The 15,040-nt window shown below is 58.7% G+C and carries 15 protein-coding genes; 3 read left to right on the top strand and 12 right to left on the bottom strand.

Going from position 1 to position 15,040, the window contains the following annotated elements; translation table 11 throughout:
• Nucleotides 1–10: 10 nt before the first annotated feature.
• The 4 genes from ACTLLP_RS00790 to ACTLLP_RS00775 all read right to left on the bottom strand — a co-directional run bounded on the left by ACTLLP_RS00790 (nucleotide 11) and on the right by ACTLLP_RS00775 (nucleotide 3,685).
• Nucleotides 11–1,069, bottom strand: a complete 1,059-nt coding sequence (locus ACTLLP_RS00790; protein ID WP_441059825.1) for a protein arginine kinase — start codon at nucleotides 1,067–1,069, stop codon at nucleotides 11–13.
• Nucleotides 1,044–1,577 carry a UvrB/UvrC motif-containing protein gene (locus tag ACTLLP_RS00785; RefSeq protein ID WP_441059823.1) on the bottom strand — a complete coding sequence of 178 codons (534 nt, stop codon included), beginning with the start codon at nucleotides 1,575–1,577 and terminating at the stop codon, nucleotides 1,044–1,046. Before ACTLLP_RS00785 ends, ACTLLP_RS00790 begins: the two co-directional genes overlap by 26 nt.
• A 19-nt stretch (nucleotides 1,578–1,596) precedes the next feature.
• Entirely contained in the window at nucleotides 1,597–2,064 is a 468-nt protein-coding gene (locus tag ACTLLP_RS00780) for a CtsR family transcriptional regulator (RefSeq protein ID WP_441059821.1), read from the bottom strand.
• Between the two features lie 172 nt (nucleotides 2,065–2,236).
• Nucleotides 2,237–3,685: an ISLre2 family transposase gene (locus ACTLLP_RS00775; RefSeq protein ID WP_441059819.1), complete on the bottom strand. Its 1,449-nt coding sequence runs from the start codon at nucleotides 3,683–3,685 to the stop codon at nucleotides 2,237–2,239.
• A gap of 305 nt (nucleotides 3,686–3,990) precedes the next feature.
• Here ACTLLP_RS00775 and ACTLLP_RS00770 point away from each other — a divergent pair, with 305 nt between their 5' ends.
• Genes ACTLLP_RS00770 through rpmB form a run of 3 tightly spaced genes read left to right on the top strand, consistent with a single transcriptional unit; the run spans nucleotide 3,991 to nucleotide 7,417 of the window.
• Nucleotides 3,991–6,150 (top strand): acyl-CoA dehydratase activase-related protein, encoded by a 2,160-nt coding sequence (locus tag ACTLLP_RS00770; protein WP_441059817.1) that lies wholly within the window; start codon nucleotides 3,991–3,993, stop codon nucleotides 6,148–6,150.
• A 2-nt stretch (nucleotides 6,151–6,152) separates the two neighbouring features.
• A complete protein-coding gene (locus tag ACTLLP_RS00765; RefSeq protein ID WP_441059815.1) occupies nucleotides 6,153–7,172 on the top strand; it encodes an acyl-CoA dehydratase activase in 1,020 nt (339 codons plus the stop codon).
• Between the two features lie 53 nt (nucleotides 7,173–7,225).
• The gene (rpmB, locus tag ACTLLP_RS00760) at nucleotides 7,226–7,417 is read left to right on the top strand and encodes a 50S ribosomal protein L28 (protein WP_441059813.1); all 192 of its coding nucleotides are present in this window, start codon (nucleotides 7,226–7,228) and stop codon (nucleotides 7,415–7,417) included.
• Here rpmB and ribH read toward each other — a convergent pair.
• The 8 genes from ribH to ACTLLP_RS00720 all read right to left on the bottom strand — a co-directional run bounded on the left by ribH (nucleotide 7,414) and on the right by ACTLLP_RS00720 (nucleotide 15,013).
• Nucleotides 7,414–7,878, bottom strand: coding sequence for a 6,7-dimethyl-8-ribityllumazine synthase (gene ribH / locus ACTLLP_RS00755; RefSeq protein WP_441059811.1), 465 nt, complete (start codon nucleotides 7,876–7,878; stop codon nucleotides 7,414–7,416). The two genes, rpmB and ribH, sit on opposite strands and share 4 nt — an antisense overlap.
• Nucleotides 7,871–9,106 carry a bifunctional 3,4-dihydroxy-2-butanone-4-phosphate synthase/GTP cyclohydrolase II gene (locus ACTLLP_RS00750; RefSeq protein WP_441059809.1) on the bottom strand — a complete coding sequence of 412 codons (1,236 nt, stop codon included), beginning with the start codon at nucleotides 9,104–9,106 and terminating at the stop codon, nucleotides 7,871–7,873. Before ACTLLP_RS00750 ends, ribH begins: the two co-directional genes overlap by 8 nt.
• Nucleotides 9,107–9,129: 23 nt before the next feature.
• Nucleotides 9,130–9,780 (bottom strand): riboflavin synthase, encoded by a 651-nt coding sequence (locus tag ACTLLP_RS00745; protein ID WP_441059807.1) that lies wholly within the window; start codon nucleotides 9,778–9,780, stop codon nucleotides 9,130–9,132.
• A 7-nt stretch (nucleotides 9,781–9,787) separates the two neighbouring features.
• Nucleotides 9,788–10,900, bottom strand: coding sequence for a bifunctional diaminohydroxyphosphoribosylaminopyrimidine deaminase/5-amino-6-(5-phosphoribosylamino)uracil reductase RibD (gene ribD / locus ACTLLP_RS00740; RefSeq protein WP_441059805.1), 1,113 nt, complete (start codon nucleotides 10,898–10,900; stop codon nucleotides 9,788–9,790).
• 83 nt (nucleotides 10,901–10,983) lie between these two features.
• Nucleotides 10,984–12,186 carry an ABC transporter permease gene (locus ACTLLP_RS00735; RefSeq protein ID WP_441059803.1) on the bottom strand — a complete coding sequence of 401 codons (1,203 nt, stop codon included), beginning with the start codon at nucleotides 12,184–12,186 and terminating at the stop codon, nucleotides 10,984–10,986.
• Entirely contained in the window at nucleotides 12,176–12,868 is a 693-nt protein-coding gene (locus ACTLLP_RS00730; RefSeq protein WP_441059801.1) for an ABC transporter ATP-binding protein, read from the bottom strand. Before ACTLLP_RS00730 ends, ACTLLP_RS00735 begins: the two co-directional genes overlap by 11 nt.
• Before the next feature lie 12 nt (nucleotides 12,869–12,880).
• Nucleotides 12,881–14,164 carry an efflux RND transporter periplasmic adaptor subunit gene (locus ACTLLP_RS00725; protein ID WP_441059799.1) on the bottom strand — a complete coding sequence of 428 codons (1,284 nt, stop codon included), beginning with the start codon at nucleotides 14,162–14,164 and terminating at the stop codon, nucleotides 12,881–12,883.
• Nucleotides 14,165–14,293: 129 nt separating this feature from the next.
• Nucleotides 14,294–15,013, bottom strand: a complete 720-nt coding sequence (locus tag ACTLLP_RS00720; RefSeq protein WP_441059797.1) for a YIP1 family protein — start codon at nucleotides 15,011–15,013, stop codon at nucleotides 14,294–14,296.
• Nucleotides 15,014–15,040 lie beyond the last annotated feature (27 nt).

Below are 15,040 nucleotides of genomic sequence, written 5' to 3'. Positions count from 1 at the left end.
TGCTATTTATCTATCCAAGCCTCTCGCGTATGAGCTGGGCCCGTACCACATCCCGCTCTCCGGGAGAGAGGCTTCGTCCCGCCGTCTTAATGATCAGAGCTGGTTGGGTGAGCACCATGAGCTCCGTAACCAGCCCCAGGGTCACCCCCTGAATTATGCCCAGCGCCACCCCCAAGCGCAGGTCGGAGAGCAAGCGCATGGCCTCCTGCGAGGTGATGGAACGAGCGTAGCGCAGCACACCGTAAGCGCGAAACACCTTGTCCTCCAGTTGCTCCTTCTGCTGGTAGAGCGCCTGGCGGCTCGCCCGCTCCTGAGCTACCAGCTTGCTGACAATGCCGTGCAGGTGGCGCACCATTTCTTCCTCTTTGCGGCCCAGGGTTATCTGATTGGATATCTGGAAGAGATCGCCCGCCGCCCGCGTCCCCTCGCCGTAAAGACCACGCACCGCCAGCCCCAACTTGCTGAGATTGGTCACCAACTCGTCGATAGCCCCCACCATCACCAGCCCTGGGAGGTGCAGCATACTGGAGACGCGCAGGCCCGTACCGGTATTGGTGGGACAAGCGGTGAGGTAGCCGAACTCTTCATCGTAGGCGTACTCCAGAGTTAAACCCAGCGCGTCGTCCACTTTATCGGCCAGTTCCCAGGCTGCCTCCAGTTGCAAGCCGGGGAGCAGGCATTGGATCCGCAGGTGATCCTCCTCGTTGATCATCACGCTGATAGTCTCATCTTCGCTAAGCAGCAAGCCTCGGCCGCGCAAATCCCCCTTGGCAAAGGCGGGGCTGATCAAATGTTTTTCTACCAGGATCTGCCTTTCCACCGGCGTGAGATCGGCCAGACGCACCAGCTCCAGCTGGCCTACGCGCTGCACCGCCTCGGGCAAATTGGCCGCCACCCGCACCGCGTGCAGCACCTCTTCCCTTTGCGCCGCCGGTAGCCGGTGGGGAAAGAAGAAATTTTCCAAATTGCGGGCCAGGCGCACGCGGCTAGAAACCACCACATCCGCTTCCGGGCCGTCGCCACCCATCCAGCGACTCCGCGGGTTAGTCAGCGTTTCCCTCAGTCCCATTCCCCGACTTCCCTCCACTCGCTTGCTCCAGTTCCTTTATTTTATCCCGCAACTCGGCAGCCCGCTCGTACTCTTCCTTTCGCACCGCCTCGTCCAACTCCCGGCGCAAGCGCTCTATTTCTGCTGTCGCAGCCGTACCGGCGGAGCGTTTCCGGGGCACCTTGCCCGTGTGGCGGGTGACACCGTGCACCCGACCCAATACCTGCTTCACCGTGGGGCGCAAAGCCTGGTAGCACTGGGGGCATCCCAGCAGACCGCCGGCGGTAAACTCCTGCTCCGTTAAACCGCAGCGAGGACAGCGAAGCTCCCTCCGCGGCGGCTTTTCCTCTCCGACCGGGAAGAAAAGCCCGCTCAGTAAACTGTGGAAAGGGGAAGGGGCTCCCATAAAGGGGCTTACCCCCATCTCTCGAGCGCATTCCTCGCATAGGTGCAGTTCCTTTTTTTGGTTATCCACTATTTCTGTATAGTGTATCGTAGCCGGCCTTTTATGACAACGGTCGCAAAGCATAGCGCATCACCTCCATCGCCTATTCGGAGCGACTAGCGGCCGCCAGCATCACCTGGCGCAACAGGCTAGCTCGCAGGCGCGAGCGCCAAACGGGAGGAACCTCGGCCAACCCGCAGGTCAATAAGCGCTGCACCAGTAACGCCTCCCGGCTAGATAGGATGCCCTCCTCGTGCAAACGCTTAACCAAACCTTCCGCTTCCCTCGTGCTGAGGCCGCCGTTTAGTTGGCGCCATAACTCCCGCAGCTGCTCGCGGTAAGACGAAAAGCATAACCGGGAAATACGCAGGTAGCCTCCGCCGCCGCGTCTACTTTCCACCCAGAAGCCGTGCCAGGTGGTAAACCGGGTGCTGAGCACATAGTTGATCTGAGCTGGTGTGCAGCCGAACCGGTGCGCCAGCGAACTTCTTTGCACCACCACCTGCCCTCCAGGGCTCTGCGCCAGCAACTGGCGCAGATAGGCTTCAATTTCGTCGGCCAGTGAGCGCATCTCCCATCACCATTTCTGACCTTAACTTACCTTTACGTTTTCAGTATAATCCACCCTGCCAATCAAAACAACTCCTACCACCTGAGTGCGCGTCAAGAGTTAGTAGGTGGTTCGGGAGAAAACTTCTCTTCATGGAGACCTCGCCGCCAGGATAGTCCCGGTACCTGCGCCATTAAGGGATCAAACTACTGAGGCTAGGCCGGCTTAGTTCCCGCAACACATGCTTCACCCATGGAGCTCCGGCAGAGGGTCCTCTCAATGCCGGCAACCCAGCTTTATGCCAACTCCCCGCCTCCTCTATCTTCCGCTTTACCTCCAACCGCACCGCCTGAGCCAAATGTTCTTGCCTGGCCAGCAGTACCGGCCAACGAGAAGTGTGCCTCCCGAGCACCCCGTTGGCTCGAGCAGCCAAAACCCGCGCCATCCTGTCTGCTCCTGCCTCCGTCCAGCTGGCTCCCAACCGCTTCATCCGCCGCGCCACGTTGTGCTGTACCTGCCCCTCTATGGCCCCCAGATGCTCCGCAGCAGAAGAGGTAACTATCCCCGACCAGTTCTCCTTGAGATACTGCCAGAGCTTCTCTATTCTCCTCCTCTTAGCCCCGCGAACTCTCCTCGCTGCTCCTCCCATAATCTCTTCTACCTTCTCCCGGTCCCCCAGATAAATGGCCTGCCTGATCCCACTATAGGCCTCCTCATCGTGCCAAAAAGCCTCTATAAGCCGCCGGTTCAAATGGTAAGGGTCCAAAACGTGTACCGCCCCAGGGAAGTAATCTACCCCCTGCTTGGCCCACTCCGCCCCGTCACTCCCAAGGTATATCTCCTTCACCTGACCCATGTCCCACCGGCTCGCTACCCCAGAGTAAACTTCCTCCCACATCCTCTCCCCTTCGCCTACACCGCTCGTTACCAGCTTGTCCTTTAAAGCCTTCCGGCCACCCCCAATCGCTTCTTTGCCTGTGTAAGCTACGAAGAGTTTGACCTCTTTCCTTTTCTCTCCGCTCCTTTGAAGCCTTACCACCATCCCGTCGGCCTCTATGTAAAGCCTGGAGGTCTTCTCTTTACCTTCGGGTGTCTCTCCCTTCTCAAAAACGGCTTCTCTCCTGGACTCTCCCTCCTGCCTGAGTGCTTCTCCTACTTCCTGCACGGCCTGCCACACCGCCATGGCGCTTATCCCAGGGACAAAATAACCGAGAATTTCCGCTGCCCGCCTGAAGGGTACTTCGCTCCCAAGCTTCACCGCCATCTCCTTCAAACGCGGCGTGCATCTAGACCTCTCCGGCCAGCCCAGAACCTCGTCAAGAAGAAACCTGGCCTCTCCCGTCTTTTTGTTCCTGTAAAGCCGCCTTTTTACTTTGAATTCCCCAAAGCTGCTAACTACGGTTCTTTCCCGAAAGCCTATCACTTTCCAGGTGCGCTTGTCCCGGGCGTTCACGAGCCAGGTGTCTATTTCCTCGAGGGCCCAGGCGAAGATCTTCACACAAGCTTCTTGAGAGAGCTTGTACACTTCTTCTTCGAGCTTGTAGAAGTCGCGGCATTCGGTAATTAGTTTGCTAACTTTCTCCCCCAGAAGAAGGATTATGTCCGCAAGAGGTTGAATGTCTGAGATAGGTTGACTGTGCATGAGACCTCGCTCCTCCTTTCAGTCCATGAAAATTGTCCGTGAGGGGCGAGGTCTCCTCCTTCATGAGTCTCCTCCGTCACCTACTGAAATTGTACGCCCTCCACCTGAACTCCGATGACGGGAGCAAGGCGATTTTAAGGGACCCCCAAGCATAGCGGGCCGGGCGCCAAAGGTTCCGGCGGCTGCTTGTAAGGGCTTTCCAGTAGCTATTGAGTTCGACGCGGACAATCTGTTAAACTGGTTAAAGATGCATAAGGCGATAGTCAACACGGGAATGCTCAGTAGCGTAAGCGAGGGATTTAGGAATGCTAACCATTGGCTTTCCCCGAGCGATGAGCTATTACTATCTTTACCCCTTGTTCCGCACTTTTGTAGAATCGCTTGGTGGGAAATTGGTGCTGTCGCCACCCACAACCCAGGCCACGCTCAGCAAAATGGAGTTCTGCCCCACCGATGAGCCCTGTGTGGCGGTAAAACTCCTTTTCGCTCACTCCAAGGAGCTCCTGGAAGCGGGGCAGACGCACCTGCTTATACCTTCCCTCGTCAGCGTGGAACCGGATAACTTTTGCTGCCCCAAATTCATTGGCGCGCCTTTCATGGTCCGCAATGCTATGCGCAACGGCGGGCGGGTGTCCATCCCCTACATCGACCTTTTTCAGGGCAACACCCGTTGGCAGGAGTCTTTTGTGGACCTGGCCCGAGATATGGGAGTCACCTCGCGGGAGCGAGCTCTACAAGCGCTGAAACGAGCTCTCCAGGTCCAATCGGATTTTGAAGCTACGCTTCCCCGCCTGCGGCTCACCTACGCCGAGGCTTATCACCTGCTAGATCAGGGGCGCTTCTGGAATCTAGCTCCCCCTCCAGCAGCCGAAGCGCAACCCACTATAGGAGTCATCGGACACCCCTACGTGCTTTATGACGCGGTGAGTTTGGATTTGATTCCTAAGATTAGGGAATATGGCCAAGTAACTACTCCGGAAATGATTTCCTTGGAAGTGGCACGGGAGGAAATGCGCGACATCGCCGAAGGCGAGCGTCTCTGGAGCTTCGAGGCCCACCTCTTGGGCGCGGCTCTTCATTTGCTGCGGCACCGCTTGGCGGACCGAATTATTCTGCTGAGCTCCTTCGAGTGCGGTCCCGAATCTATCGTGGAGTCCTTCATCGAAGAAGAAGCGCAGCGGCAGGGAGTGCCTTTTTTGCTCCTCACCGTGGACGAGCATACGGGAGAAGCCGGCCTGGTGACCAGGATAGAAGCCTTCATGGACATAGCGCCTCTGAAAAGCGCGGCCGTCGATCCTTACCCAACAAGCAATGCTCGGCCCTTACCCTCCCCGGTGCCCGGTCCCGAGCCGAGGCAGATGAAGGTGGGTTTCCCTTCCATGGGATATCTAGATGTGGCCATCCGGGCAGCGCTCAAAGAGTGCGGCGTAGAATGCCTTCCCACTCCGCGAGCCTCCAAAGAAATTCTGGAACTAGGCAAGGAACTATCTCCCGAGTTCGTATGCCTTCCCTTCGTTATCACCTTGGGACAAATGCGTTACTTACTTGACCGTGGCGCCACCCACATCTTGATGGTAGGGGGCAAGGGCAAGTGCCGCCTAGGCTGGTACGCCCAGATCCAGGAGAAGCTTCTACGCAAGCTGGGCTACGATTTCGAGATGATTGTAATCGACTCACCGGTGCCCTTTGCCAGCCGCTGGCCCAAGTTCCGGGAAGCCATCAAGAAAGCCACAGGCAACGCCTCTTGGTGGCGGGTGATAAGGGCCTTGTATAACGGCTACCACCGCATAGCCGCCATCGACCAGGCAGAAAAAGAAGTCCTGCGCCTCCGTGCCTACGAGCGCGAACCTGGAACCGCGGATAAGCTCTTCCGCCGCTTTGCACGCGAGGTGGAAAAAGCTCCTTCCTCGCAGGTGGTCCGGGAGCTCCTAGGAGATTTCCTCCATACTGCCCGGATGATCCCGGTGGAAGAAACCGATCCGGTGCGGGTGCGCATAGTGGGAGAAATTTGGGTAGTGCTGGAACAATACGTTAACCTAGAACTGGAGCGGATGCTGGGGCGCTCCCTCGACCCCCGCGTCTGGGTGGACCGAGAAATTTCTATTACTAGCTGGTTTCATCAGCATATCTTTCCTACCAAAGAAGCCATCCAGCGACAGCAAGAGATAAAACACGCAGCCTCTTCCTACCTAGGAATAGAAGTGGGAGGGCACGGCCACGTCAGCGTGGGGCTGGCAGCGCTAGCGCGGCAGGAAGGTATCGACGGTGTGATTCACTTAATGCCCTTCACCTGCATGCCGGAAATCGTGGCCCAAAACATTATGGTGCGCCTAAGCGAAAAGCTAGATCTGCCCATCCTAACCTTAATCATCACCGATCAGACCGGCGAAGCAGGTATAGAGACGCGGATAGAAGCTTTCCTCGACTTGCTTAAAGAGCGAAAATTGTCGGGAGGCAGGGGATGACAATGCCTTACTTTATAGGAGTTGACGTGGGCAGCGTAAGCACCAAGCTGGTGGTAATCGATGACGAAGGAGAAATTAACTTCGAAACTTACCTCCGCACCGAAGGGGGACCCATCCAGGCTATTCAGAAAGCCTTCCGTCAACTGGAGGAGGCTAAGGGGGAAATAGAGGTGGCGGGGGTGGGTACCACCGGCAGCGGACGGCGCCTGGCTGGCATCATGATCGGCGCTGACCTGATTAAGAACGAGATCACCGCTCACGCCACCGCCGCCCGCTGGGTACAACCCGACGTGCGCACGGTCATCGACATAGGGGGCCAAGACTCCAAAATCATCTTCTTCCAAAACGGCGTGCCCGTGGGCTTTAACATGAACACGGTGTGCGCTGCTGGCACGGGCTCGTTCCTGGACCACCAAGCTACCCGCCTGGGCATCCCGATCGAAGAGTTCGGTGAATACGCTCTGCGCTCCCGAAGCCCCATCAAAATAGCGGGGCGTTGCGGAGTATTTGCCGAGTCGGACCTCATTCACAAACAGCAGATGGGCTATAAGAAAGAGGACTTGATAGCCGGACTCTGCCTGGCCCTAGCCACCAACTTTCTGACCAACGTAGCGCGAGGGAGAAAGATAGAACCAGTGGTGCTCTTTCAGGGAGGAGTGGCGGCTAACATCGGGATGCGAGCCGCCTTTCAGAAGAAGTTAGGGCTGGAGGTTGTGGTGCCTCCCCACTTTAAAGTGATGGGAGCGTGGGGTGCAGCGTTGCTGGCCAAACGCAATTACGAGCGGCGCCATAAGCCCTCTAATTTCCGGGGAGTTAACCAGATTGCTTCCTTCAGCTGCACCCCCCGCACCTTCATCTGCGGCGACTGCGCCAACAATTGCGAGATTAACGAAGTTTACATCGGGGGGGAATTGGTCAGTCGCTGGGGGTCGCGCTGCGGTAAGTGGAACAACCTGAACCTGCCCTCCGATAATCGCCAAGAAAACCGCTGGGATTCGGGACTCAGCTTGAGCCACGGTTGAAAATAAAGCGTCTTAAGTGTTAGAATAACCCCCGGTGAAGGGGGTGAAGCTCTATGGCACGTAGATGCGCTATTTGCGGGCGGGGAATCAGCTTCGGCAACCAGGTAAGCCACTCTAACCGGGCCAGCCGTCGCACCTGGATGCCCAACTTGCATCGGGTAAAAGCCCTGGTGGACGGCCAGCCGCGGCGTATCAGGGTATGCACGCGCTGCCTCAAGGCGGGCAAGGTGGTGCGAGCACTCTAAAGCTGGCGCAAAAGATTGGCCATCTCAATAGCACTCATGGCGGCGGAGAACCCTTTGTTACCGGCTTTGCTACCCGCTCGCTCGATGGCTTGTTCCAGATTGTCAGCGGTAATTATCCCGAAGATAACCGGAACCCCGGTATCCAAAGCTGCGCGGGCCACTCCTTTAGCCGCTTCGGCCGCCACATAGTCGAAGTGAGGAGTGGCCCCGCGAATTATAGTCCCCAGGCAAATCACCGCGTCGTATTTGCCGCTAGCCGCTAAGCGCCGGGCCACCAAGGGGATTTCAAAAGCCCCTGGCACCCAGGCAACCACTATGTCGGCTTCGGCCACCCCGTGGCGGTAAAGAGCGTCCAGCGCCCCTCCCACTAGCTTCTGAGTGATGAATTCATTAAATCTTCCCACAACTAGGGCGAATTTCAATCCTGTTCCTAAGAGTTGGCCCTCGACGAATTCAGGCATTGTTTTTGCTCCCTTCTTCCACTTGGTCTATAAGGGTTAGCATGTGACCTAACTTCTTCTTTTTGGTGGCCAGGTAGAATCCGTTTTCCCGTCCGGGCGGCACTTCCAGGGGCACCCGCTGGACAATTTCCAAACCGTACCCCTGAATCCCTTTCACTTTGCGCGGGTTGTTGGTCAGCAATCGGATCTTTTTGAGCCCTAGATCGACCAAAATCTGCGCGCCTATACCGTAATCGCGCAAGTCCGGGGGAAAACCCAGGGCCTCGTTGGCTTCCACCGTGTCCTTGCCCCCGTCCTGGAGCTCGTAAGCCCGTATCTTATTAAGCAAGCCGATGCCCCGCCCCTCCTGGCGCATATACAAAAGCACTCCCACTCCTTCCGCCGCGATCATCCGCAAAGCGCGCTCGATTTGCTGGCCACAATCGCAGCGCAGTGAGCCGAAAACGTCCCCAGTTAAACACTCGGAGTGCACTCGCACCAGTGGCGCTTCTACCGAAGCCAGATCGCCCATCACCAGCGCCAGATGCCCCTTGCCGTCCAGTAAGCTCTCGTAAGCCACGGCCGTGAACTCCCCGTACCTGGTGGGCAGCCGGGCCGCACCCACTCGCTGCACCAGCCTTTCGGTTCGCCGCCGGTAACCGATAAGGTCAGCGATGGTGATAATCTTAAGGCCGTGAAGACGGGCGAACTCCATGAGCTCGGGCACCCGCGCCATGGTGCCGTCGTCCTTCATGATTTCGCAAAGCACCCCAGCCGGGTAAAGCCCGGCCAGACGAGCCAGGTCCACCGCCGCCTCGGTATGACCGGCGCGGCGCAACACCCCACCCTTCTTGGCGCGCAGAGGGAATACGTGCCCCGGACGCCGGAAGTCGTGAGGGGTAGTATTGGGATCGATAAGCTTCCTAACGGTGTAGGCGCGTTCGTGAGCAGAGATGCCGGTGGTCACTCCCTTGGCGTCTACCGATACAGTGAAGGCTGTGCCGTGAGGATCGGTATTATGCGGCACCATGGGAGGCAGGTCGAGCTCGTCCGCGCGCTCCTCGGTCAGAGGGGCACAGATCAAGCCCCTCCCGTAAGTGGCCATAAAGTTAATGGCCTCCGGAGTCACTTTCTCCGCCGCCATCACCAGGTCTCCTTCGTTCTCCCGATCCTCGTCATCCACCACGATCACCATCTTGCCCGCTCTGATGTCGGCTATGGCTTCCTCGATGGTGTTAAACTGCGCCATGACAATCCACCCTCCGAATTGATTTAGGCATCGACAAAACCTTGCTCCTTGAGGAGTTCCCAGCAGATGTTCCCCCGACTCCCCTGCATCACCTCCAGGAAACGCCGAACGTATTTGCCTATGAGATCGGCTTCCAGATTGACTCGCTCGCCCGGGCACTTGGTTCCCAAGGTGGTAACCGCCGCCGTATGCGGGATTATCCCCACTTGGAAGAGGTCACCCTCCACCGCCATTATGGTCAAACTCACTCCGTCCACGGCTATGGAACCCTTCTCCAGCAAGTAAGGAACCAGTGGAGGCGGAGCCGAGATAGTGAGCACGCAGGCCACGTCCTCTCGCCGGCGGCGAACGATTTGACCCACTCCGTCCACATGGCCGGTGACCAGATGCCCGCCCAATCGGTCCCCCAAGCGCAAGGCCCGCTCCAGATTCACCGGGGTTCCCGGCCCCAATTCACCCAGATTGGTGCGCTTGAGGGTCTCGGCCATAGCATCGGCCCAAAACCCATCCGGTGCCAGACGGGTAACGGTGAGACAGGCGCCATTAACCGCGACGCTATCGCCCACTCGCAGTTCCTCCAGAAGCCGACGCGCTTCCAGATGGAACCGAGCCGAAGCCGGGCCCCGGACCACCTGACGCACCCGGCCCACCTCTTCTATCAGCCCGGTAAACATCGACCCCTCAATCCCCCTTCACACCGTCCAGGTAGCCCTCGAAGCAAAAATCTTCCCCTAGCCGTCGCACCGTTAGTTCCCGCAAACGCCAGGCGGCTTCGGGTGCCGGTACCCCTTCCCCAGCCACCGGACTGGGAGCTGACAACCCACCGAAAATTTTGGGAGCCACCAGCCAGACCACCTTATCTACCAACCGCCCGTCCAGAAAGCTGGCGTTAACCGTAGCTCCTCCCTCTACCAGTAGGCTGGTTATCTCTCTCTTTCCGAGCTCCTGCAACAGAAGGCGCAGATCCACCCGCGGCCCAGGACCACAAACCAGCACCTCTACCCCTTGATCCCGCAGCATTTTCAGCCGCTCGGAGGAAGCCCGCTCCGTGACCGCTACCCAGGTAGGAGCAGGGGAGTCGAGGCGGAAAAGGCGATGGGTAAGAGAGAGCTCCGCCCGGCTATCCAGCGCTATCCGCACCGGATCTCGCCCCCCGGGAAGACGCGCAGTGAGGGAAGGATCGTCCTGGAGCACCGTGCCTTTCCCCACCAGAATAGCATCGTAAGTGGCGCGGAGTTGATGGACGTAAGCGCGGGCTTCTGCCCCGGTGATCCAGCGCGAGGCCCCTGAACGGGTAGCAATTTTTCCGTCCAAAGTCATAGCTACCTTGAGCACCACAAAGGGCGTGCGCGTGGTAATGTACTTTATAAAAGCTTCGTTGAGACGGCGGGCCTCCGGCTCCAGGACACCCACCTGCACTTCGATCCCTGCTTCCCGGAGGGTTTTCACCCCTTTCCCGGCTACTAGGGGGTTGGGGTCCTCCATAGCCACCACGACTCGCTTCACCCCAGCAGCTATGATAGCTTCGGTGCAGGGACCAGTGCGACCCACGTGACAACACGGCTCCAAATTCACATACAAAGTGGCTCCCCGAGCTCTCTCCCCTGCCGCCCGCAAAGCCTCAATCTCGGCGTGAGGCATTCCTGCCTGTCGATGGTAACCTTCAGCAATCACCCGCCCCTCTTTGACCAGCACCGCTCCCACCATAGGGTTGGGACGGGTTCGCCCCCGCGCCCGCAGGGCCAGCTCTAAAGCTTGTCGCATATAAATTTCGTCCCGGGTCCTGCCCGCCATTGGCGTCCTCCAGACCTCTACCGGTTTAGCTTTAATTATAGAGAACCGGGAGATCTAAAGAAAGACCTTCCCCGGAGCCGGCTTTATTGGTGACGCAGGGCTTCAGCCGGACTGAGACCGGCCGCTCGGCTAGCGGGATAAAGCCCAAAAAGCAATCCCACCGCACTGGCGAAGGCGAAGGCGAGCAACACCGTTCGAAAAGAGATCAAAGGAGGCCAGTGGGCGAAGTGAGCCACCGCCCAGGCACCACCTGCCCCCATGAGGACACCAAAAGCACCTCCAGCCAAGCAAAGGGCCACTGCTTCGGCCAAAAATTGCTGCAAGATGTCCTTTCGACGCGCCCCCAAGGCCATCAACAGCCCTACCTCGCGGGTGCGTTCGGTAACCGCCACCAGCATGATATTCATCACCCCCACACCTCCCACCAACAGGGCTATAGCCGCCACCGAGCCGATGATGAGGGTCATGATGCCGGTGGCTTTCCCTATCAGGTCGAGCATGTCTTTCATCGACCGCCCCACATAGTGGATATTAGAGCTGGGATGGCGCCGCTCCAGGATCTTGATGCAGTCGGAGATAGCCTGGGGCACAGCCGCCTCGCTCACCGCCACCCCGTTGAGGGCCTGGATAACGCGGGTGTTTAAGACCTCCTGGGCGAAAGTTATGGGCACGAAAGCGTACCGAGTCATGGAAGAGAAGAGGCTGGAGGAGGGGCTTTCTACTATGCCGATGACGGTGGCGGGAGTGTCGTGGATAAAGATCTGCTGGCCTAAAGCGTGCCCGTCGGGGAAAAGGGTTCGCGCCAGTTGAGACTCCAACACTACCACCCGGCGATTGGCTTGCACATCGGCTTCGCTGAAGAAATGCCCGGCCACGAGGGGCAAATTCATGGCTCCCTGAATGTCCGGCGTCGTTCCTATCAGATCGCAATAGACCGACTTCCCGCGGGAGGACGAGGTACGCAAACTGACAAACATACCCGAAGTTACTGGGGCCAGCTTCGCCACTGCCGGGGAGAGCTCTTTAATGAGACGGACGTCTTCCAGGGAAAAGGTGCTGGACGTGGGCGCCTCGCCCCGTTCCACATCCACCGAAATGCGAAAGCCCTGACTGGAACCCATTTTCTCTATTTCCCCCAGCAAGGCTTCTTGCCCACCCTGCCCTACCGCTACCACAGCGATGACCGCCGCTATCCCGATGGCGATGCCCAAAGCTGTCAGCACCGCCCGGAAACGGTGCGCCCGCAAATTATCCAGGGTCAGGAGCAAAAGGTCGTCAATCTTCATTTTGCCTCTCCTCCCGCACCACCCGGCCGTCCAGGAAGTAGAGGATGCGCTGGGCGAAGCGAGCTATCTCCGGATCGTGGGTAACCATGACGATAGTTCGCCCTTCCCCATGCAGTTCCTGGAATAAGCGCATAATATCGAAGCCGGTGCGCCGATCTAAATTACCAGTGGGCTCGTCGGCCAGAATAACCGCCGGATTGATGACTAGAGCTCGGGCTATGGTCACCCGCTGCTGCTCCCCACCAGATATGTTAGGAGGCTTATTTCGCAGGCGGTGCCCCAAACCCATCCTATCCAGCACCGCAATTGCTCGCTCCCGCCGCTCCCGCTGGGGCACGCCGGCGTAAATGAGCGGGAGCTCCACATTGCGCACCAAATCGAAGCGAGGCAAGAGGTTAAAGGACTGAAAGACAAACCCTATCTGGCGGTTACGCAGTTCAGCCAACTTGTCCTCGTCCATTAGAGTGGTATCGTGCCCGGCGAAATAGTATTTGCCAGAGGTAGGGCGCTCCAATAAGCCCAGAAGGGTCAGAAAAGTGGACTTTCCCGAACCGGAAGGCCCCATAATGGCTACGAACTCCCCCTGGGCGATGGTCAAAGTTACTCCCCGCAGCGCTTGCACCGCCGCCTCCCCTTCCCCGTAAACTTTGACCAGCTCTTCTACCCGAATGACCTCTTCCATAACCTGCCTCCACTAACCGGCCGTAGCAGTGGTCTCGGGCCGCACCCGCTCGCCTTCCTTAACCTGATCAGGATGGAGCACCACCGTAGTTCCCGGTGCCAAGCCTTCCTTGATCTCGGTAAAGAGTTCGCTGCTCTTCCCCGCCACCACCTTTTGTTTTCGCGTTATTCCCTTCTCTACCACCATCACGAACCGCTCCTGGCCGGTGCCGAAAACCGACTCCACCGGCACCAGCACCGCACGGTGAGGCGGAGTGCGGTAGATAGAAATGTCCACCCATGCCCCCGGTATCAGCCCCTCCCTCTCCGGGCGGAGATACACTTTGTACACCCTTTCCGACAGCTGGTCGGTCTTCCGCGTGACGGTGGGACTCAAACGCTCCACCACCGCCGGCCACTTCTCCCCGTAATAGGCCGACCACGTGATCTCGCCCTGCTGGCCCACCGCGAGACCAGCCAGGTCCTGCTCGCTGAGCTCCGCCACCACCCTCACCCGATTCACATCCCCCAACTTCAGAAGAAGCGCTCCGGGCTGCAGAAAATCCCCCTCGTGAGGGCTGATCTGCAGCACCACCCCATCGGCTGGAGCAGTGATCCGGGTCTTGGCCAGTTGCTCCCGCGCCTGTTGCAGCGCTATTCTGGCCTGGTTAACGCGCGCCTCCTGCACCGCTATCTTCTGAGGATCAGGGTTGGCAAGCGCCTGCAGTCGCGCCTGCGCCGAGGCCAGGCGAGCCTCGGCCGCCTGCACCTGGGCCTGAGATCGGGCAGCTTCCGTCTCCACCGCCTCCAGCTCAGCTGCCGACACCGCTCCCTGAGCTCGGAGGAAGCGGTAACGCTCTAATTTTTTCTGCGCCGCCTCGGCCACTGCCTGGACCTCCTTCAGCGCCTCTGCCGCTCCTTTAACGTCTGCACGAGCCTGGGCCAGATCTTCCGGCCGCACATTTTGCAGCGAAGCGAGCTCCGCCTCGGCCACCGTCAGCGCCGCCTCGGCACTCTTCACCTTGTCCTCCAGGTCGCCGGCATCGAGCTCCGCCAAAGGCTGACCCGCCTTAACCCGATCCCCCTCCTGGACCAGCAGCCGTAAAAGCTTGGCCGCGATGGAAGAGGTCACATCGATCTCTTTTTCCGGTTCCACTTTGCCGGTGGCCAGTACCTTATCTTCGAAAATACCCTCCCGGGCCACGGTCACTTTTACCGGCCTGCCAGGAGGATGAAGCCCGCGCCAAACAGCTGCCGCCACCACTCCCAATACTACCAACGCAGCCACCGCGATCCCCAGTTTGGCGGTTCGTGACAACTTGTCCCCTCCCCAAAAGGTTAAACGCTTAAAGTATTTGGCTTCGTCACCGAAAGACAAGATTCCTTCTCTGACTGAACAGAACAAAAGAAAAAGGCTCCCACCAAGTGGGAGCTAGCGGCTCGGGCCTCAGGCCGCTCCAGGAGACAGAGTGCCCAGTACGGCCAGCAGCAGGGCCACCAGGAGCCAGAGCCCGAACATATAGAGAACGGGGCCGGAAGGTTTGGTTCGCATGGCCACCGCGCTTCCCAGCCCCCACAGAACCAGCGACCACCAGGTGAAAGGGCTGCACTGCGCCAGGAAGTTGTAAAGGAGGGTCTTCTGCTGGGGCAGAAAGGCCGCCAGACTCAAAGTTACGTGGGGCAGGCTCTGAACGGGTAAAGCTAAAATCAGGGCATAAGCTATGATCGACCCTAGGAAAACGGGAAGGTAGCCGAAAACTGCCACGGCGAAAAGAGTGCGGTAGGGCGTCTCCTTGGTGCTGAAAGCGGCGTAGATTTTGAGGGCCAGCGCCACCAGCAACCAGATAATCCAGGGGAAGAGCACCCCGCTGGCCACGCCCCCAATAGCCACCTGCTTGGGCAAAAGGGCGCGCACCCGCTCAAGCTCCTCCGGAGGTACGGGGGGAGGGTTCTGCTCGAACATATGTAGAGCTAAAGCCTGAAGCTTGGGCAAGGCGACTACGAGCAGAACGAGATTGATGGCCGTCAGGGTCAGCGCCATGGCCAGGAAGCTCGGCTTCTCGGCGAGTTCCTCGAAAAGCTGGCGCGGGGCGTAAAAGGCGCGCAGGAAGCGGCAGCCGCCGCCGGAGCGCTTCTCCCTTTCCACTATCTGCGGATCTTGGGCCAAAGTTTACCCCCTCCTTCACAGTTTAGC

It is taken from the genome of Desulfothermobacter acidiphilus (assembly GCF_052073645.1).
GTDB lineage: Bacteria > Bacillota > Desulfotomaculia > Desulfotomaculales > Ammonificaceae > Desulfothermobacter > Desulfothermobacter acidiphilus.
The sequence above is the reverse complement of the archived record's forward strand: the minus strand, read 5'-3'. Positions and strand labels throughout refer to the sequence as shown.